This is a genomic window from Variovorax paradoxus B4 (assembly GCF_000463015.1).
In the GTDB taxonomy this organism is placed as follows: Bacteria; Pseudomonadota; Gammaproteobacteria; order Burkholderiales; family Burkholderiaceae_C; genus Variovorax; species Variovorax paradoxus_E.
In genome coordinates, this window is the sequence record NC_022247.1 from 3,113,366 (window position 1) to 3,132,909 (window position 19,544).

General features: G+C 65.1%; 18 protein-coding genes and 2 tRNA genes. 6 read left to right on the forward strand and 14 right to left on the reverse strand.

The window, feature by feature from the left end; genetic code table 11:
• Positions 1-10: 10 nt before the first annotated feature.
• From uppS to rpsB, 5 genes are all read right to left on the reverse strand, one after another.
• Entirely contained in the window at positions 11-754 is a 744-nt protein-coding gene (gene uppS, locus VAPA_RS14515) for a polyprenyl diphosphate synthase (protein WP_021007530.1), read from the reverse strand.
• Between the two features lie 8 nt (positions 755-762).
• The gene (gene frr, locus VAPA_RS14520; protein WP_021007531.1) at positions 763-1,332 is read right to left on the reverse strand and encodes a ribosome recycling factor; all 570 of its coding nucleotides are present in this window, start codon (positions 1,330-1,332) and stop codon (positions 763-765) included.
• Between the two features lie 13 nt (positions 1,333-1,345).
• Positions 1,346-2,068: a UMP kinase gene (pyrH, locus tag VAPA_RS14525; protein ID WP_021007532.1), complete on the reverse strand. Its 723-nt coding sequence runs from the start codon at positions 2,066-2,068 to the stop codon at positions 1,346-1,348.
• A gap of 102 nt (positions 2,069-2,170) precedes the next feature.
• The gene (gene tsf, locus VAPA_RS14530; RefSeq protein ID WP_021007533.1) at positions 2,171-3,094 is read right to left on the reverse strand and encodes a translation elongation factor Ts; all 924 of its coding nucleotides are present in this window, start codon (positions 3,092-3,094) and stop codon (positions 2,171-2,173) included.
• 81 nt (positions 3,095-3,175) lie between these two features.
• A complete protein-coding gene (gene rpsB / locus VAPA_RS14535; RefSeq protein WP_021007534.1) occupies positions 3,176-3,931 on the reverse strand; it encodes a 30S ribosomal protein S2 in 756 nt (251 codons plus the stop codon).
• Positions 3,932-4,153: 222 nt separating this feature from the next.
• Between rpsB and VAPA_RS14540 the strand changes: the two genes are divergently transcribed.
• Genes VAPA_RS14540 through VAPA_RS14550 form a run of 3 tightly spaced genes read left to right on the forward strand, consistent with a single transcriptional unit; the run spans position 4,154 to position 8,303 of the window.
• On the forward strand, positions 4,154-5,479 hold the full coding sequence (locus VAPA_RS14540) for an amidase (RefSeq protein ID WP_021007535.1): 1,326 nt from the start codon (positions 4,154-4,156) through the stop codon (positions 5,477-5,479).
• A gap of 52 nt (positions 5,480-5,531) precedes the next feature.
• Positions 5,532-6,785 (forward strand): D-amino acid dehydrogenase, encoded by a 1,254-nt coding sequence (locus VAPA_RS14545; protein WP_021007536.1) that lies wholly within the window; start codon positions 5,532-5,534, stop codon positions 6,783-6,785.
• A gap of 57 nt (positions 6,786-6,842) precedes the next feature.
• Positions 6,843-8,303: an NAD(P)H-hydrate dehydratase gene (locus VAPA_RS14550; RefSeq protein WP_021007537.1), complete on the forward strand. Its 1,461-nt coding sequence runs from the start codon at positions 6,843-6,845 to the stop codon at positions 8,301-8,303.
• 7 nt (positions 8,304-8,310) lie between these two features.
• On the opposite strand, the gene VAPA_RS14555 is transcribed toward VAPA_RS14550, so the two are convergent.
• A complete protein-coding gene (locus tag VAPA_RS14555) occupies positions 8,311-9,075 on the reverse strand; it encodes an SDR family oxidoreductase (protein ID WP_021007538.1) in 765 nt (254 codons plus the stop codon).
• A 58-nt stretch (positions 9,076-9,133) separates the two neighbouring features.
• Positions 9,134-11,401 (reverse strand): ribonuclease R, encoded by a 2,268-nt coding sequence (gene rnr / locus VAPA_RS14560; RefSeq protein ID WP_051255326.1) that lies wholly within the window; start codon positions 11,399-11,401, stop codon positions 9,134-9,136.
• Between the two features lie 80 nt (positions 11,402-11,481).
• Here rnr and VAPA_RS14565 point away from each other — a divergent pair.
• The 3 genes from VAPA_RS14565 (at position 11,482) to VAPA_RS14575 (ending at position 12,845) form a co-directional block, all read left to right on the forward strand.
• Positions 11,482-11,566, forward strand: a tRNA-Leu gene (locus tag VAPA_RS14565).
• Between the two features lie 507 nt (positions 11,567-12,073).
• Entirely contained in the window at positions 12,074-12,466 is a 393-nt protein-coding gene (locus VAPA_RS14570) for a YkvA family protein (RefSeq protein ID WP_021007540.1), read from the forward strand.
• A gap of 79 nt (positions 12,467-12,545) precedes the next feature.
• Positions 12,546-12,845 (forward strand): hypothetical protein, encoded by a 300-nt coding sequence (locus VAPA_RS14575; RefSeq protein WP_021007541.1) that lies wholly within the window; start codon positions 12,546-12,548, stop codon positions 12,843-12,845.
• Between the two features lie 263 nt (positions 12,846-13,108).
• Here the strand turns inward: VAPA_RS14575 and VAPA_RS14580 are convergent, their stop codons facing one another.
• From VAPA_RS14580 to VAPA_RS14610, 7 genes are all read right to left on the reverse strand, one after another.
• Positions 13,109-13,387, reverse strand: a complete 279-nt coding sequence (locus VAPA_RS14580) for a hypothetical protein (RefSeq protein WP_021007542.1) — start codon at positions 13,385-13,387, stop codon at positions 13,109-13,111.
• Positions 13,388-13,528: 141 nt separating this feature from the next.
• Complete coding sequence (rimO, locus tag VAPA_RS14585) at positions 13,529-14,935, reverse strand: 30S ribosomal protein S12 methylthiotransferase RimO (protein ID WP_021007543.1); 1,407 nt, start codon at positions 14,933-14,935, stop codon at positions 13,529-13,531.
• Positions 14,936-14,974: 39 nt separating this feature from the next.
• Positions 14,975-15,535 carry a polyhydroxyalkanoate synthesis repressor PhaR gene (phaR, locus tag VAPA_RS14590; protein WP_041946121.1) on the reverse strand — a complete coding sequence of 187 codons (561 nt, stop codon included), beginning with the start codon at positions 15,533-15,535 and terminating at the stop codon, positions 14,975-14,977.
• Positions 15,536-15,607: 72 nt separating this feature from the next.
• On the reverse strand, positions 15,608-15,976 hold the full coding sequence (locus tag VAPA_RS14595) for a hypothetical protein (RefSeq protein ID WP_021007545.1): 369 nt from the start codon (positions 15,974-15,976) through the stop codon (positions 15,608-15,610).
• Between the two features lie 170 nt (positions 15,977-16,146).
• Positions 16,147-16,223: transfer RNA gene (locus VAPA_RS14600), tRNA-Val, on the reverse strand.
• 48 nt (positions 16,224-16,271) lie between these two features.
• On the reverse strand, positions 16,272-18,413 hold the full coding sequence (locus VAPA_RS14605) for a RelA/SpoT family protein (protein ID WP_230559025.1): 2,142 nt from the start codon (positions 18,411-18,413) through the stop codon (positions 16,272-16,274).
• A gap of 106 nt (positions 18,414-18,519) precedes the next feature.
• A complete protein-coding gene (locus tag VAPA_RS14610; RefSeq protein WP_021007547.1) occupies positions 18,520-19,479 on the reverse strand; it encodes an alpha/beta fold hydrolase in 960 nt (319 codons plus the stop codon).
• Between the last annotated feature and the right edge of the window lie 65 nt (positions 19,480-19,544).

Here is a 19,544-nt window from a genome sequence, read left to right on the forward strand (position 1 = left end):
CGTGAGGCCCTCAGGCCAACTGGCGATCGGGTGAGGAGCCGCTGCCGGCCGTGATCTGCGCGGAGGTCTTGCCGAAACGCCGCTCGCGCGCCTGAAATGCGGCAATTCCCGCATCCAGCTCGGCCGGGTCGAACTCGGGCCAAAGCTTGTCGCTGAAGAAGAGTTCCGCGTACGCGCTCTGCCACAGCAGGAAGTTCGACAGGCGCTGCTCGCCGCCGGTGCGAATGAGAAGGTCGGGATCGGGCACGTGCGCCAGGGCCATGGCGCGGTCGAGATTCGCTTCGGTGAGCGCCTCGCCCTGCTCGGCCAGCCTGGCTGCGGCGCGGGCAATGTCCCATCGGCCGCCGTAGTTGAAGCAGACGTTCAGGATCAGCTTGGTGTTCTGCGCGGTGGCGGTCTCGGCGTCGACCAGGCCTTGCACCATTTTCTTGGAGAGGCCTGCGCGCTCGCCGACGAAATGCAGCTGCACGCCGTCGCGGCTCAGCTTGGGCACTTCGCGCGCGAGTGCACCCACCATGATTTCCATCAGCCCCGAAACTTCTTCGGGCGGACGGTTCCAGTTCTCCGACGAAAACGCGAAGACCGTGAGAACGCCCACGCCGCGATCGACACACGCCTTGACGCAGCGCCTCAGCGACTCGACGCCCTGCTTGTGTCCTGCCACGCGAGGCAGGAATCGCCGCGTGGCCCAGCGTCCGTTGCCATCCATGACGATGGCAATGTGGTGGGGAATCTGCAGCGAAGACGAGGCCATGCGCAGCCTCAAACGGCCATGATCTCCGCTTCCTTGGCCGCGACCAGGCGGTCGATTTCCGCGATGTGGCGGTCCGTGACCTTCTGGATTTCGGCTTCGGCGCGCTTCTGGTCGTCCTCGGAGGCGAGCTTTTCCTTGACCAGCTTCTTGACCGATTCGTTCGCATCGCGGCGCAGGTTGCGCGTGGCGATCTTGGCGGTTTCGCCTTCGTTGCGGACCAGCTTGGTCATTTCCTTGCGGCGCTCCTCGCTCATGGCAGGCAGCGGCACGCGGATCAGGTCGCCCATCGAGGCGGGGTTCAGGCCCAGGTCGCTTTCGCGGATGGCCTTCTCGATCTTGGCGCCCATGCCCTTTTCCCAGGGCTGGACGCTGATCGTGCGCGAGTCGAGCACCGACACGTTGGCCACCTGGCTCAGCGGCACCTGCGAGCCGTAGTACTCGACGTGGATCGAGTCGAGCAGCGCGGAGTTGGCACGGCCGGTACGGATCTTGGTGAGGTTGTTCTGGAACGCAGCGAGCGACTGGTTCATCTTGGCGTCGGTCGCGCTGCGGATTTCTGCAATGGTGGGGGTCGTCATCTCAAATTACTCCTCAGGCATGCACCAGCGTGCCCTCGTCCTCGCCCATGACGACGCGCTTGAGCGCACCGTTCTTGAAAATCGAGAACACCTTGATCGGCAGCTTCTGGTCGCGGCACAGCGCGAAGGCCGTGGCGTCCATGATGCCGAGATTCTTCGCGATCGCCTCGTCGAAAGTGAGCGACGCATAGCGCGTTGCATCGGGATGGGTCTTCGGATCGGCGGAATAGACACCGTCGACCTTGGTGGCCTTGAGCACCAGTTCGGCACCGATCTCGGCCCCGCGCAGCGCGGCGGCCGTGTCGGTGGTGAAGAACGGATTGCCGGTGCCCGCGGCAAACACCACGACCTTGCCCTCTTCGAGGTACTGCAGCGCCTTGGGGCGCACGTAGGGTTCGACCACCTGCTCGATCGCGATGGCGGACATGACGCGCGCCACCAGCCCCTGCTTGTTCATGGCGTCGGCCAGGGCCAGCGAATTCATGACGGTGGCCAGCATGCCCATGTAGTCGGCCGTGGCGCGGTCCATGCCGACCGAGCCTCCCGCGACGCCGCGGAAGATGTTGCCGCCACCGATCACGACGGCGACCTCGACACCCATGTTCACCACTTCCGCCACCTCTTCGACCATGCGAACGATGGTGGCGCGATTAATACCAAAGGCATCGTCCCCCATTAACGCCTCGCCCGACAGCTTCAACAAGATTCGCTTGTGGGCTGGGCGGGGATCAGACATGGGCAATTTCCTTACTTGGGTTGGCGGGGGCGAGTGTAGAACGAGGCGGTGAAAAAACGGCGGCACACACGCGTGCGCCGTCGCTTTGGGGCGTAACAGTTTTTACGCGGCGGCCTTGGCGGCAGCCACCTGGGCTGCAACTTCGGCGGCAAAGTCGTCGACCTTCTTTTCGATGCCTTCGCCGACCACATACAGGGTGAAGCCCTTGATGCTGGTGTTGGCGGCCTTGAGCATCTGCTCGACGGTCTGCTTGTCGTTCTTCACGAACGGCTGGTTGTGCAGCGAGACTTCCTTGAGGTACTTCTGCACGCCGCCTTCGATGCGCTTGGCAACGATGTCGGCAGGCTGCGGCTTCTTGCCTTCGGCTTCGGCCGTCTTGCGATCTTCCTCGGCCTTGCCGGCGGCCACGGCACGCTCTTTTTCGATCAAGTCGGCAGGCACGTCAGCGGCCGAAATGGCAACCGGCTTCATGGCGGCGATGTGCATCGCGACGTCCTTGGCCGAGGTATCGTCGCCTTCGAACTCGACCATCACGCCGATGCGCGTGCCGTGCAGGTACGAAGCCAGCTTGCCGTTGCCGCCAAAGTGCTTGAAGCGGCGGAAGCTCATGTTCTCGCCGATCTTGCCGATCAGGCCCTTGCGCACGTCCTCGAGCGTGGGGCCGAAGCCGTCCTGCTCATAGGGCAGCGCGCCCAGCGCAGCGATGTCCGCGGGGTTGTGCTTGGCGACCAGCATCGCGGCAGCGTTGGCCAGGGCCAGGAAACTGTCGTTCTTGGTGACGAAGTCGGTTTCGCAGTTGATCTCGATCATGCCGCCGGCCGAGCCTTCGACGAACGCCGTGACCACGCCTTCGGCAGTGATGCGGCCCGATGCCTTGCCAGCCTTGTTGCCGAGCTTGATGCGCAGCAACTCTTCGGCCTTTTCCATGTTGCCGTCGGCCTCGGTCAGGGCCTTCTTGCATTCCATCATCGGCGCGTCGGTCTTTGCGCGCAGTTCGCCGACCATGCTTGCGGTGATTGCAGCCATTGTTCTATCTCCGTGTCCAAAAAATCAGATTAAAAAAAAGGGGCACCAAAGCCCCTTCTTCAGGCGCGTGAGAGCACTCGATCAGGCCGAGGCGCCCTCTTCGACTTCGACGAATTCGTCGCCGCTGCCTTCGGCGATGGCCTTGACCACGTCACCGGTGGCGCTGTTGCGGCCTTCGATGATCGCGTCGGCGATGCCGCGAGCGTAGAGCGTGACGGCCTTCGACGAGTCGTCGTTACCCGGAATCACATAGTCGATGCCTTCGGGCGAATGGTTGGAGTCGACCACGCCGATCAGCGGAATGCCCAGCTTCTTGGCTTCCGCCACGGCGATCTTGTGGAAGCCCACGTCGATCACGAAGATGGCATCGGGCAGCGCGGTCATGTCCTGGATGCCGCCGATGTCCTTCTCGAGCTTCTCGATCTCGCGCGAGAACGTGAGCTGCTCTTTCTTGCTCAGGCTGTCGAGGCCTGCTTCTTGCTGGGCCTTCATGTCCTTCAGGCGCTTGATCGAGGTCTTGACGGTCTTGAAGTTGGTCAGCATGCCGCCGAGCCAGCGGGTATCGACGAAAGGCACGCCGGCGCGGCGAGCTTCGGCAGCCACGATTTCACGGGCCTGACGCTTGGTGCCGACCATCAGGATCGTGCCGCGGTTAGCCGTGAGTTGCTTGGCGTACTTCATCGCGTCCTGGAACATCGGGAGCGATTTTTCCAGGTTGATGATGTGAATCTTGTTGCGATGGCCGAAGATGTACGGGGCCATCTTGGGGTTCCAGAAGCGGGTTTGGTGACCGAAGTGGACACCGGCTTCCAGCATTTCGCGCATGGTGGTAGACATTGAAAATTACTCCAAAGGTTGGGTCTAAAATCCAGCCCGTTTTGTGCCTCCTTCGAATGGAGTCACAACACCTTGATTGGGCCGGTTTGCGGATGTGTTTGGCTGGGTGCGACGAAAGCCGTCACATGTTCAGCGAAACCCAAAGAGTATAGCACGGCCCTCTCTGTCCTTTCTCCTTGCCCCACCCCGGAACCGAGCCGTCCGCGCCCTCGCAGCCCACCCATGAACGACCTCCACGCCACCCGTCTGAATGTTCTGGCAGGTGGCACCGATGCATGCACCGAAATGGAGCGCGCCATCGGCATCGCCCAGTCCCCGGCCTGCAGCCACGTCTTCACCCGCACACTCTTCGACGAAGCCCGCCGGCAGGTCGCCCGATCGGTGCCGCAAAGCAGGCTCGCCGGACTCGCCTTCACCGCCAAGGACCTGTTCGACATCGAGGGCCAGCCAACCCCGGCGGGCTCCGTGGCGCTCTCGCACGCGCCGGCCGCCAAGGCCGATGCAGTGTCCGTGGCGCGGCTGCGCGCCGCGGGCGGCGTGCTGACGGGCCGCACCAACATGACGGAGTTTGCGTTCTCCGGCGTGGGAGTCAACCCGCACCACGGCACGCCGGCCAACGCGAGCGACGCGGCCACGCCGCGCATCCCGGGAGGCTCGTCCTCCGGCGCCGCCGTCTCGGTCGCCACCGGGGCGGCATTCATCGGCCTGGGCTCGGACACGGGCGGCTCGATCCGCATTCCCGCCGCGCTGAACGGCATCGTGGGTTTCAAGAGCACTGCCCGGCTGGTGCCGACCGAAGGCGCCCTGCCGCTGTCGACCACGCTCGACACCGTCTGTGCCATGACGCGCTCGGTCCGCGACGCCGTCACGGCGCACGAAATCCTCGCGGCACGCCGTGTGACCGCCGGTGCGGCCTCCCTGGGGGCATACCGGCTTGCCGTCGTGAAGAACGTGTTCTTCGACGGCATCGAGCCCGCGGTGGCGCGGGCTTTCGACAATGCGCTGCAAACACTGCACGACGCCGGCGCCCGGATCGAGGAGATCCAGCTGCCGGAGCTCGCGGAGCTGCAGGCCATCAATGCCACGGGCGGTTTTTCGGCGGCCGAGTCCTACGCCTGGCACCGGCTGCTGCTCGAGCGCAGCGGCGCCGGCTACGACCCCCGCGTGGCCCAGCGCATCCTCAGGGGCGCCACCATGAAGGCACACGAATACATCGATCTCATGCATGCCCGGCAGGCCTGGATCGCCCGCGTCGAAGCAGCGCTGTCGCCCTTCGACGCGGTGCTGTCGCCCACCGTACCGATCACCGCGCCCGCCATTGCGAGCGTCGCGCCGGGCGCCGAGCGCGACGACGAATTCTTCCGCATCAATGCATTGCTGCTGCGCAACCCCTCGATCATCAACATGCTCGACGGCTGCGCCCTCTCGCTGCCCTGCCAGGCCGTTGGCGAACTGCCGGTGGGCCTGATGCTGTGGCATGCCTCGCTGCACGACGACGCCGTTCTGGCGGTCGCCCTGCAAGCGGAACGAGCGCTGCAAAAACAATAGCTTCACGCACCGATCGACGGGTGCCGGCCATCTCTTCTTACTCAAAAATTCAATGAAAATCGCGATCGTGGGCGCCGGCATCATCGGCGTCACAACCGCCTGGGAACTGGTTTCGGACGGCCATGAAGTTTCCGTGTTCGAGCGCCGCGGCGCTGCGGCCGAGGAAGCCAGTTTTGCGAATGCCGGGGTGGTCGCGCCGGGCTATGTCACGCCGTGGGCGGCGCCGGGCATGCGCGCCAAGGTGCTGCGCTCGCTGCTGTCCCCGCACGGCGCCATCAAGCTGCGCTGGCCGCTGAGTTCGCGCGACCTCGGCTGGATGGCGCGCTGGCAGAAAGCCTGCAAGCTCGAAACCTACCTGGCCAACCGCGCCCGCATGCAGCGCCTGGCGTTCTACAGCCGCACCCGGTTGCACGAGGTGACCGAAGCGCGCGAGCTGAGCTACGAACGCAGCGACGGCTACCTCGTGCTGCTGCGCTCCAAGCGCGAGAAGAAAATGGTCCAGCCGGGGCTCGACGTGCTGCGCGCGGCGGGCAGCGTCTTCAGGGAAGTGGACGCCGACGAGGCCCGCCGCATCGAGCCCGCGCTCAACACCGACACGGCGCTCGCGGGTGCGATCCACCTGCCCGAGGACGAAGTAGCCAACTGCCGCCAGTTCGCGCTGCTTCTCAAGTGGGAAGCCGAGGCGCTCGGCGCCCAGTTCCATTTCAATTGCGACATTGCGCCGCTGAGCCGCGCGCAGCCCACCTCCATTTCGCTCGCGAGCGGCTCGCCTCCGCTGCGCTTCGATGCCGTGGTGGTGTGCGCCGGTCTTGCCTCGGCCTCGCTGCTGCGGCCGCTCGGCCTGCGGATTCCGCTGGCACCGGTGTACGGCCACTCGATCAGCGCGCCGATCCGCGAATCGCTCAACGCGCCGCGCAGCGCCGTGATGGACGAGCGCTACAAGGTCGCGATCTCGCGCCTGGGCCAGCGCGTGCGCGTGGCCGGCAGTGCGGAGATCGGCGGCTCTCTGGACACCATGAATCCCTCCGCGGTGCAAACGCTCTACAAAGTGCTGCACGACTGGTTTCCGGGCGCTGCAACACTGCAGTCGGGCGTGCAGCAGTGGAAGGGCGCGCGTCCGATGCTGCCCGACGGCCCACCGGTGCTCGGCGCCAGCGGCGTGCCGGGCGTCTGGCTCAATCTGGGCCACGGTTCGAGCGGATGGGCGCTGTCATGCGGCAGCGCACGCGTGGTGGCCGACCTGGTCGGCGGCCGCGATGCGGGCGTCGACCTCGAAGGCCTGGGCATCGAGCGGCTCGCTCAATAAGCAAGGCACACCCGGCCGCAGCGGCTGCGTACGCGCCAGGCGGGGCAGAATCGACCCATGCAATGCATCACGTCCGCCACCGTCGCCGACCTGTTCGATATCGCGGCAACGCGTCGCATCGAACAGGCAGCGGCAGCCGCCCTGCCCCATCACACCCTGATGCAGCGGGCAGGTCTGGCCGTGGCGCGGCTGGCGATGGCGGTTGCGCCGCATGCGCGAACGATATGGATTGCCTGCGGACCGGGCAACAACGGCGGCGATGGCTTCGAGGCTGCCGCGCAGTTGCAGCACCGCGGCTTCCTGCCGATCGTCACGTTCGCGGGCGATGAAGACCGGCTGCCGCCGGATGCCAGGGCGTCGCTGCAACGGGCCCGGGATGCCGGCGTGATCTTCGCGCCGGAGCCGCCGGCCACCTGGGACCTGGCGATCGACGCACTGCTCGGCATCGGGGCCACCCGGCCACTCGCGAATGCCATGGCCGATTGGCTGCGGCAGATGCATGCGATGGCCTCGCCAGTACTCAGCGTCGACGTGCCTTCGGGGCTGAATGCCGACACCGGCGCTTCAAGCGCCACGCCTCATCCGGGTGCTCTTTCGCCCCGCTTCTGTCTGACCTTCCTGACCCTCAAGCCCGGCCTGTTCACGGCGAAAGGCCGCGACGCGGCGGGCACGGTCTGGTTCGACGACCTGGGTTGCAGCGGCACCGCCGAGTCGCCGGCCGCGCGCCTGGCGGGTGCACCGGCGGACGCGCCGCGCAGCCATGCCTCGCACAAGGGCAACTATGGCGATGTCGCGGTGATCGGCGGCGCACCCGGCATGGCGGGCGCCGCGCTGCTGGCCGGATCTGCCGCGCTGCATGCGGGCGCCGGACGCGTGTTCGTCGGACTGCTCGACCCGGACGCGGCCGCGGTCGACCTGGCGCAACCCGAACTGATGCTGCGAGACGCCAAGGCGCTCGATCTCTCAGGCATGACGGCGGTCTGCGGATGCGGTGGCGGCGCGGACATCCGTGCGGTGCTACCCCGTGTGCTGGCGACGGCGGCAGCGCTGGTGCTCGACGCCGACGCGTTGAACGCCATCGCGAACGACGGCGCGCTGCAGGCCCAGCTGGCATCGCGCGCCCGCCGCGGAAGGCCGACGGTGATCACCCCGCACCCGCTCGAAGCCGCACGCCTGCTGAATTGCACGGCCGCCGACGTTCAGGCCGACAGGCTGGCAGCAGCCCGCCAGCTCGCGTCGCGCTACGGCGTGGTCGCCGTGCTCAAGGGCTCGGGAACAGTGATCGCCGGTGACGGCAGCACGCCACCGGTACTCAACCTGACCGGCAACGCCAGGCTCGCAACCGCCGGCACGGGCGATGTGCTGGCGGGAATGATCGGCGCCGCACTGGCGACGCAGCGGCCGGCATTCGAAGCAGCCCGGGAAGCCGTCTGGCGCCACGGCCACATCGCCGACACCTGGCCGGCCGGTGCACCCCCGCTGACGGCCGGCGCGCTGGCGCGCCAGGTGCCCTGCTGACGAGATCCTAGCCGCGCCCGACGAAGGGCATCTTCGTCGCCATGACGGTATGGAACAGCACGTTGGCCTCCAGCGGCAGGTTCGCCATGTAGAGCACCGACTGGCCCACGATCTTCACGTCCATCAGCGGCTCGATCGCGAGTTCGCCGTTGGCTTGCGGCACGCCCTTGGCCATGCGTGCGGCCAGTTCCGTCATGGCGTTGCCCACGTCGATCTGGCCGACCGCGATGTCGTACTTGCGCCCATCGAGCGAAGCGGTCTTGGTCAGGCCCTCGACTGCGTGCTTGGTCGCGGTGTACGCCGCGGAATTGGGCCGAGGGGCGGTGGCCGAGATGGAACCGTTGTTGATGATGCGGCCGCCCCGCGGCGTCTGCGCCTTCATCGTGCGGAACGCCTGCTGGATGCAGAAGAACATGCCGCTCAGGTTGATGTCGACCACGCCGCGCCACTGCTCGGGCGTCCAGTCTTCGAATGGACCCGGGGGGTTGCCCACGCCGGCGTTGTTGAACAGCAGGTCGACGCGGCCGAAGCGCTCCACCGCAGCGGCGAACAGCGCCTGCACCGATTCCGCATTGGCCACGTCGGTGGGCACTGCGAAGGCGCGCGCGCCGGCGCCGGACTCTTCCGCCACCTGCTCCAGCGGTTCGAGGCGGCGCCCCGCCAGGGTCACGCTCCAGCCATCGGCCAGCAGCGCCAGTGCCGCGGCGCGGCCGATGCCGCTACCGGCGCCCGTGACGATCGCGATGCGGCCCTTGTTGTTTTCCACGCTCATGCTCGGTGTCTCCTTCTCGGTTTGTCTGTATGGATGGGATGCAATGCTGCGTTGCGCATCATGCGCGGCGCGGCTTGCGCCCCTTCATCTTGTTGGCGGCCTTCTTGACCGCCGACTTGAAAGCCTGCATCGCCGACTGGGGGCCCGCCGCGGCAACGGCCGCGCTGCGATCGACGCGCGGCTCGGGAACGGCCTCGGCCTTGTGACGCGAACTGCGCTTGGCCGATGCCTTGACCGGCACGCCAGCCGAGGCTGCGCCCTTGTCCTTCATGGCTCGCGCCGTGAGGTCTTCCCCCTCGCGCACGAGGCGGAAATCGATCTTGCGCCCATCCAGGTCGACGCGGCTCACCTGCACCCGCACGCGGGTGCCGATGGCGTAGCGGATGCCGGTGCGCTCGCCGCGCAGCTCCTGGCGCATTTCGTCGAACTTGAAGTACTCGCCGCCGAGTTCGGTGATGTGCACCAGGCCCTCGACGTACATCGCATCGAGCGTGACGAAGATGCCGAAGGTCGTGGCCGCCGTGACGACGCCGCCGTACTCCTCGCCCAGGTGCTCGCGCATGTACTTGCACTTGAGCCATGCTTCGACGTCGCGGCTGGCTTCGTCGGCACGGCGCTCGTTGGCGCTGCAATGCAGGCCGGCCGCTTCCCAGGCCAGCACTTCCTTGGTTGGCGCGACAGTGGCTTTCTGCGGCTTGGTGGTCGGCGCCTTGACGCGCGAGGCCAGCCGCTTGGCCAGCTTGGCGTGCGCCTCGCCCGGCGTCGGCAACATCGGCAGCTGATAGCGCGTCTTGCCGAGAATGGCCTTGATCACGCGATGCACCAGCAGGTCGGGGTAGCGCCGGATCGGGCTGGTGAAGTGCGTGTAGGCCTCGTACGCCAAGCCGAAATGGCCGCTGTTGATGGGCGTGTAGATCGCCTGCTGCATCGAGCGAAGCAGCATGGTGTGGATCTGCTGCGCGTCGGGGCGCTCCTTGGTGGCTTCGGCAATCGCCTGGAACTCACCGGGCCGCGGGTCGTCGGTGATGCTCAAACCCACGCCCATGGCTTTCAGGTAGCCGCGCAGGATTTCCTTCTTCTCGGGCGTCGGGCCTTCGTGCACGCGGAACAGGCCCGGGTGCTTGCCTTCGGCGATGAAATCGGCGCTGCACACGTTGGCCGCGAGCATGGCCTCTTCGATGAGGCGGTGCGCCTCGTTGCGCGTGCGGGGCACGATCTTCTCGATGCGGCCCGCGTCGTCGCAGATGATCTGCGTCTCGGTGGTTTCGAAGTCGACCGCGCCGCGCTTGCCGCGTTGCTTGAGCAGCGCCTTGTAGACGTCGGCCAGGTTCAGCAGATCCTTGACGCGGTCCTTGCGCTTGGCCGCCTCGGGGCCGCGCGTGTTGCCAAGGATCGCAGCCACTTCGGTGTACGTGAAGCGCGCATGGCTGAACATCACGGCCGGGTAGAACTGGTAGGCGTAGATCTCGCCGTCGGCGGCCACGAGCATGTCGCACACCATGCACAGGCGCTCGACCTCGGGGTTCAGCGAACACAGGCCGTTCGACAGCTTCTCCGGCAGCATCGGAATCACGCGGCGCGGAAAGTACACGCTGGTGGCGCGGTCGTAGGCATCGATGTCGATGGCCGAACCGGTCTGCACATAGGCGCTGACGTCGGCAATGGCAACCAGCAGGCGCCAGCCCTTGCCGCGGCCGACCTTGGCGGGCTCGCAGTACACGGCATCGTCGAAATCGCGCGCGTCCTCGCCGTCGATGGTGACCAGCGGCACGTCGGTCAGGTCGATGCGCCCTTTCTTGTCGGCCGGGCGAACCTTCTCCGGCAAAGCCTTGGCTTCGGCCAGGCAGGCCTCGGAAAACTCGTGCGGCACGCCGTACTTGCGCACGGCGATCTCGATCTCCATGCCGGGATCGTCGATCTCGCCCAGCACCTCCTTCACGCGCCCGACCGGCTGGCCGAACAGCGCTGGCGGCTCGGTGAGCTGCACCACGACGACCTGCCCCACCTTGGCGGGGCCGGTTGCGCCCTTGGGAATCAGTACATCCTGTCCATAGCGCTTGTCTTCGGGCGCAACGAGCCAGACGCCGCCTTCATGCAGGAGGCGGCCGATGATCGGCTGCTCGGGGCGCTCGACGATTTCGACCACCCGCCCCTCGGGACGCCCGCGCCGATCCTGCCGCACCACACGCGCCTTGACGCGGTCCTTGTGCAGCACCGCACGCATCTCGTTCGGGGGCAGATAGATGTCGGCTTCGCCGTCGTCGCGCTGCACGAAACCGTGTCCGTCGCGATGCCCTTGAACAGTTCCTTCAAATTCATCCAGCAGACCGCTGGAATGGCCATTATTTTTGATATGATTCTCTCTTTCCTGAAATTCAAAACATAACTGCTTCGGCAGCTATGTGGGCCCAGATGGCGGAATTGGTAGACGCACTAGTTTCAGGTACTAGCGAGTAACATCGTGGAGGTTCGAGTCCTCTTCTGGGCACCACCCCTACCAAGCTGAAACCCCTGTGAATCATCGATTTACAGGGGTTTTTTCTTTTCCCTGGGAACATGATCGAGGGATGTTCTCCCTCACGGATGCCGGTCGCAGCCAAGCCAGGCTGCACCGACGGTTGTCCACCGTGTTCGCGCACAGCTTCTTGATCCTGAGACGGAACATTCTGCGAAGCGCTTTTCTTCGGCGGCACGGATTCGAACAAATGGAACGGGCTTCGTCTCATGAAATGATGCAGCAACCCGCTCGTGGAGAAGCGGCTTTCCACCATTCTGACGCAGTACATCGACGAATGATCGCGCAGAGTCTCGAGAAGCGGAGCAACCGAATCAATAACACCGTGTTGGCAGTAGAGGTGAGCCGCAAAACCCAACCTGATGAGCGCGGCATTCGACTCGCTGCTGGGGATCACAGGCGGATCTGCGGGGTTGCGACGGCTTTGAAGCCGAGGTGCACCTTACCACGCGAAGCAACGCACCGGTTCGACAGCGTGTGAGCATGGCCATTTTCCAACGCATCAGGCAATGGGCGTCGCGGATCAAGCGCGATGCCGTGACCTTGTGGTTTGCCTACCGCCATCCAGGCACGCCCTGGTTCGCCAAGCTGCTTGCTGCATTCGTCGTCGCGTATGCGCTGAGTCCGATCGACCTCATACCGGATTTCATTCCCGTTCTCGGCTACCTCGACGACGCATTGCTGCTGCCCGGCCTGATCTGGCTGAACATCCGGCTCATTCCCGCTGATGTCCTCGAGGAATGCCGTCAGCGCGCCGACCAGTGGATGAAGGAACAAGGTGCGAAGCCGCGAAGCATTGCAGGCGCGGTACTCATCCTGGCGATCTGGATCGGCCTGGGTACCGGCCTCTGGGCCTGGTTCGGCGCGCAAAAATAATTCTTGTCGAGCGGCGTAGTCTCTGCCTGCGTGACTTTTACTGTATATTCATACAGTCTTTTCGCAAAGGATAACCGCCATGTCGACATCCGAACAAACCACCACCTCCCCTGCTCGCAACCATGCGCTGGCCGAAGCACTGGCATGGATTTCAAAGTTCGCGCATGCATGGAAGGCCATCGAGCCTGCACCTCACTCGTTGAGCATCGACGGATTCATCATCTGGGGCCCGGTGCTCTACGAAAAGCACCGCAACGAAGACCCCGTGGAACTCGCGGTGCAGCTGTACGGCAAGTCGGGCGAGTATTCCAGGTACCTGTATCCGGGCCGTCCGCCCAAGAGCGGCGATGCGCTTCCGACTTTCGCTCCCAAGGTGTAGCAAAAGTCACACTTTCACATCAAAAACGATTCCAAAAGTAACTTGAAAGCGTACACAAGGTTACGTTTGATTTGAAAATATCAAATTTCGCGGAGACCATTGTGATCACAGCATTTACCTTGTTAGTCGGCATGTTCCTCGGGGCGTTGTTCATGAGCCTTCTGGTCGTTTCTCGCTCGGATGACTGAGAACAACTGCCGGGCCCCTGCAGCCCTGTCCGTGCCCATCGAAAAGCCCGCATCAAGCGGGCTTTTCCTTTTGAACTACGTCAGCAGGTTCGACTTGGGCCTGCGGTTGCTCTCGATCGAATAGATCGCCGGCTTGTCCTGCTCGGCCTTCGCGCCTGTCTCGCTGCCGGGAGCAGGAAGCGGATAGACCTCGCCGGAAAGGCGCTTCACGCGCTCCGCATACATCTTGGCCAGGGCCGCGTGATGCTCCGCCGCAGCCTGGTGTTCAAGACGCGCCATCTGGGCTTCCTGAAGCAAGGTCGCAGCCCTTTTGAGATGAAGGCTGGATCCGGGTTGAAAGAGCTGGAAGAACATGGGACCTCCTGGAGAACACAAGCCGCCACGTTCAGACTTCAGGCTGCATGCGTCTGTAGGCGTACGACTTTCCCGCCTGTCCGCTCAGCCCGTGGTTCACAAGTCGGCCATTGCCGCCGCTCTCGCCAGCATGGCAACGGTTCAAATCGGCAGCGCGATCAGGTCGTGGCCCTCGGCACCCACGATGCGGGCCCGAGTGAATTCACCCACCTTGAGCGTCTTGCTGATCTTCTCGGGCGGCAGCAGGCGCACGGTGCCGTCGATTTCGGGTGCGTCGGCATAGGTGCGGCCTACGCCGCCCTTTCGGCCCATGCTGGGCGCCGAATCCACCAGCACCTGCATGGTCGCACCGACACGCTGGCGCAGCTTCGCGATCGACACCGCTTCCGCCACTTCCATGAAACGGGCACGGCGCGCTTCGCGTTCCGCTGGCGGCAACATGCCGGGGATGTCGTTGGCGGTGGCGCCCGCTACGGGGCTGTAGGCAAAGCAACCGGCCCGGTCGATCTGCGCCTCGCGGATGAAGTCGAGCAGATGCTCGAACTCCTGCTCGGTTTCGCCAGGGAAGCCTGCGATGAAGGTGCTGCGGATCACCAGTTCGGGGCAGACCTCGCGCCACCGCGCCAGGCGCTCCAGATTCTTCTCGCCGCTGGCCGGCCTCTTCATTCGCTTGAGCACATCGGGATGGCTGTGCTGCAGCGGCACGTCGAGGTAAGGCAGCACCTGGCCGCTTGCCATCAGGGGAATGATCTCGTCCACGCTCGGATATGGATACACATAGTGCAGCCGGACCCAGGCGCCGTAGGGCTCGGCAATTTCGCCCAGCGTGCGCACCAGTTCGAGCATGCGCGTCTTGACCGGCTTGCCGTCCCAGAAGCCGGTGCGGTACTTGACGTCCACGCCATAGGCAGAGGTGTCCTGGCTGATCACCAACAGTTCTTTCACGCCGCCTTCGAAAAGGGCCTTGGCCTCGCCGAGCACGTCGCCGACCGGGCGCGACACCAGGTCGCCGCGCATCGAAGGAATGATGCAGAAGGTGCAGCGGTGATTGCAGCCTTCGCTGATCTTCAGGTAGGCATAGTGCCGCGGCGTGAGCTTGAGGCCTGCGATGCCGAAGGTGTTGGGGACCAGGTCGACGAACGGATCGTGCGGCTTGGGCAGGTTGGCGTGGACCGCATCCATGACTTCCTGCGTGGCGTGCGGACCGGTCACGGCCAGCACGCTGGGGTGCATCTGCCGCACCAGGTTGCCGCCCTGGTCGCCGGTCTTGGCGCCCAGGCAGCCCGTGACGATCACGCGGCCGTTTTCCGCCAGCGCTTCGCCGATGGTGTCGAGGCTTTCCTTCACGGCATCGTCGATGAAGCCGCAGGTGTTGACGATCACCAGGTCGGCACCCTCGAAGGTCTTGGCCGTCTGGTAGCCCTCCGCGCTCAGCTGGGTCAGGATCAATTCGGAATCGGTCAGGGCCTTGGGACAGCCCAGGCTCACAAAGCCGACCTTGGGGGCAGCCGGCGTGGCCATGCGTTCGGGGGAGGCAACTTCGCTCATATGCCTCTATTGTCCCAGCTATCGGCCGGGGACGGGATTTCAGGGGCGCTTGATGCCGAACGCGCCCAGAACCTGCTCGGTGTTCTTCTGCATCTGCTCCTGCATCTGCAGGAACACGTTCTTGGACTGCTCGACGTAGTTGCCCATGAGCCCCTGGAGCATGGGCGACTGCATGGTCATGAACCGCGACCACATCTCGGGCGTGAGGCCCTCGGCCTTTTCGGCCAGCTGGGCCTGCACCTCGGTCATGGCCTGGATGTTCTTCTCGAGATAGGGGCCCATGTAGCCCTGCATCGCCTGTCCGTAGAAACGGATGATGTTGGCCAGGACCTGCTCGGTGAACATGGGCGCACCGCCGGCTTCTTCCTCGAGGATGATCTGCAACAGGATGCTGCGCGTGAGGTCGTCCCCGGTCTTGGCATCGCGCACCACGAACTGGGCATTCTGTATGACCAGCTGCTTCACCTCGGTGAGCGTGATGTACGTGGATGTCTCGGTGTCGTAGAGCCTTCGGTTGGGGTACTTCTTGATTACACGTTGCACCGGCTTGACCCCGGACTTCTTGCTCTGCACTGCGGACTCCTTCACATGGATGCCCATGTCATCCGATGATTCTAGGTAGCGGTTTTGCTGCATCGCGACAAGGTTTACCCTGACCGTGCATTCGCCGTATCAATCGAGCGCTGTCGCGTACTCGGCGCCGCATGCGCTGCAGGTCGCCGTCTCGGGACGTTCTTCGGTGGCTTCCCTGAAACGCAGTGGACTCTTGTGGCCGTAAACCACCCAGCAGCGCGGACAGTGCTCCTGACCGGCGGTCGGCAAGTAGGCGCGCGAGCGCTGCTCGGCACGCTCCTGCGTCACGGGAGTGCCCTGCCGGATGGCGCGTGCTATTTCGCGTGCCGCCATGGTGTCGGTACGGCCGCTTGCGTGGTCGTTGATGCCATAGACCGCGCGCGCAAATTCGATGGGGGCCTGCCTGAGCAATGCGGCCAGGCGCATTTCGGCATGAGCCCGATCAACCAGCGTTGATCGCGTGTTCATCAGATCGCTTGTCAAGAAATTTGGAAAAGGTTTGCAGAGCGGCCAAGGTAGCACAACAACATGGCCATGGTCTTTGTCTGCTTCACCGCAAGGACGATTGGAACACCGGGGAACCCGGTGAAAGCTCTGTTCAACAGACCCGGTGGTTGGCCGGAAGTTGAAACAGAAATTGGTAGGCGCGATTGGACTCGAACCAACGACCCCCACCATGTCAAGGTGGTGCTCTAACCAGCTGAGCTACGCGCCTAAGGATGTGTCCGAGAAGCAGCTATTGTAGCAGGAGAAAACGCGCTTTTTAGCGCCGACGTGCAGATCGCACACCGGCAACCGCCGTCACGACGCCAAGCACCTGCGTCAGCCGCGCCGCATCGGAGATTTCCACGGTGAACGTCATCCACGCCGTGCCCTTGACCGATTGGGTCTGCACGCCGATCACGTTCATCTTCTCGCGTGCGAACACATCGGAGATGTCGCGCAGCAGGCCCTGGCGATCGGCCGCCTCCACGGCCACGTCGACCGCATAGACCGGCGCTTCACCGCCCTTCGCTGCGCCCCATTCGACATCGATCACGCGCTCGCCGTCGCGCGAGGCCATCATCCGGAAATTGCTGCAGTCGACGCGGTGCACGCTGACGCCGTGGCCGCGCGTCACGAAACCGCGGATGGCGTCGGGCGGCGCAGGCTTGCAGCACTTGGCAAGCTGGGTCATCAACGAGGACACGCCCACCACCAGCACGCCGCCCTTGCCGGACTTCTCGCTCGCGCGCGGCTTCTTGATCTGCACGCCGTCGTCCGGATTCGGTGCGGGCTCCGGCGGACGCAGCAGCATCTCGATGTTGCGCAGCGAGAACTCGTCCTTGCCGACCACTTCGAACAAGTGATCCGCCGACTTGAAGCCCAGTTGCGACGCTAGGTCCTCGAGCCGCGTGGAAGTCTTGCCTTCGCGCTGCAGCAGCTTCTCGACCGCCTCGCGCCCTCGCGCCACGGTTTCGTGCGTGATCTGCGCGTTGAACCATGCGCGCACCTTCGCGCGGGCGCGGTGGCTTGCAAGATAGCCGAGCTCGGCATTGAGCCAGTCGCGCGAAGGCCCGCCCTCCTTGGCCGCAATGATCTCCACCGTCTGCCCGTTGGACAGCGGCGTGTTGAGCGGCACCATGGCCCCATCGACGCGCGCTCCGCGGCACCGATGGCCCAGCGTGGTGTGCACGGTGTAGGCAAAGTCGACCGGCGTTGCACCCTGCGGCAGTTCGACGATGGCCGCGTCGGGCGTCAGCACGTAGATGCGGTCGTCGAAGAGCCCCTGGCCTTGCGAACCGCCCGAAAGGTCGCGCTCCCACGCCAGCAGTTGCCGCAGCACGGCGATCTTCGCGTCGTATTCGCCGCTCGCCCACACGCCTGCATAGCCCTTGTGTCCGGCTTCCTTGTAGGCCCAGTGCGCCGCCACGCCGTGCTCGGCATGGTCGTGCATTTCCTCCGTGCGGATCTGGATCTCGATCGGCTTGCCGGGCTTGCCATCGACCATCTCGCGCACCACGGTGTGCAGCGACTGGTATCCGTTGGGCTTGGGCCGCGCGATGTAGTCGTCGAACTCTTCGTCGATCGGCAGGAAGTGCGAATGCACCCAGGCCAGCGCGGCGTAGCAGTCCTTCACGTCGGGTACCACCACACGCAGGGCGAGGATGTCGAACACCTGAGCGAAGTCGAGCGACTTGCCGCGCATCTTCTTGACGATGCTGTAGATGTTCTTCGGCCGGCCCTGCACCGTGGCGCGCACGCCCTCGGCCTGCAGCTCGCTTTCGAGCTGCGAACGCAGTTGCTCGACGTGGCCTTCGCGCTCGACCCGTTTCTCGTCGAGCAGGCGCGCGATCAGCTTGTAGGTCTCGGGCTCCAGGAAGCGGAACGAGAGATCCTCGATTTCCCATTTCACCTGCCAGATGCCGAGCCGGTTGGCGAGCGGTGCAAACACCTGCAGCGACTCGCGCGCCACGCTTTCGGGCGCCGGCTGCTTGCTGGCGGCGGCATGCCGCAAGGTCTGCAGCCGCGATGCGAGGCGCAGCATGACGACGCGCAGGTCGCGCGAGAACGCGAGCAGCATCTTGCGCACGTTCTCGGTCTGCGCACCCGCGCCTTCCGCCAGGTGATGGCCTTGCGAAGCCGAGCGGGCCTGCTCCTGCACGCGGACCAACTTGGTGGTTTCGACCGCAAGCGCTGCGAAGTTGTCGCCGAACACCTTGGCAATGACTTCCTGCGGGCGGTTGAGGTGCTGGCAGGCGTAGACCAGATAGCTCGCGGCCTGCATGGCCTCGGAGCCACCCATCTTCGCGACGATGGCCGCGACGGCATCGGCATGCGCCAGCGTGTTCTCGCCAGTGTCGAGCTTTTCGTCGGCGATCAGCGGCTCGGCGAAAGCACGCGCACGGGCGAGCATGTTCTCCATCACCGGCGTACGGTCGGCCGTGGCGGCGGACAACGGATAGTCCACCACCGCCGTATCGGAGGCGTGCGCCGTTTGGAGACTCGAAGACTCGCGCTTCACGTTGGCCTCAATCGAACAGGAAGGTTGTGACGGCGCCCACCTGCCCGGGGTCGACGAAGGTGGGCGCATGGCCCACGCCCTCGAACTCGATCAGCGCCGCGTGGGGGCCGCGCTGCGTCATGGCGAGAGCCGTTTCGCGCGAGAGCAGGTCCGACTGGGCGCCGCGCGTCACGAGCGTGCGCGCATCGATGGCGTCATAAAGGCTCCACATCACGGCGCCGCCCTGGGCCGCAGCTTCGGGCGTGATGGCGCGCAGCGCAACGGCAATGGCCGGGTCGTAGTGAAGCAGCCAGGGGCCGGCTGCGTCGCCTTGGGATTCGCCGGGCTCCACCTTGGCGGCCCCATCGGCCGTGCGCTGCGAGGCAGGCACCACCATGTGCTGCGACAGCGAGAGCCACTGGGCAGGCGTATGCGGACCGAAGCTGGTCGAGATCGTCCACATGGCGTCGGCCGCCGACTGCAGGCTTTCGTAGCGGCCGCCCTGCCCCACGTAGGCACCGATGCGTTGAAGCGCCGCGGCCTCGATCGTCGGGCCCACGTCGTTCACGATGAAGCGGCGTATTGGCCGGGCCAGCGGCAATTGCTTGTGCCCCGCGAGCACGAAGCCGATCAGCCCGCCCATGCTGGTGCCCAGGTAGTCGAGCGTATCGATCGGTTGTTCGCGATGCAGCTGCGCAACCAGCGCCAGCATGTCCGCCGCATAGACCGGCACCTGGTAGAGGGCCGGGTCGCGCAGCCAGTCGCTTCGGCCGCGCCCCGCCACGTCGGGGCAGACCACGCGCACGTCGCCGGCAGCGCGTGCCACGATGGCCCGTGCGAGCACGTCGAAATCGCGCCCCTGCCGCGTCAGGCCGTGCACGCACACCACCACGCGCGCGCTGCGCGCGTCGCCCCATTGCCAGTAGGCCATGCGGTGACCGCCCTGGGGGTCATCGCACGCCACGTAATGAAGCGTCGGTTCTGTCATGAAAACGAAGTCGTCCTGGTGCGGATAATGGTCTCGTCGCATCCTAATTCATCCGGAGATTGATC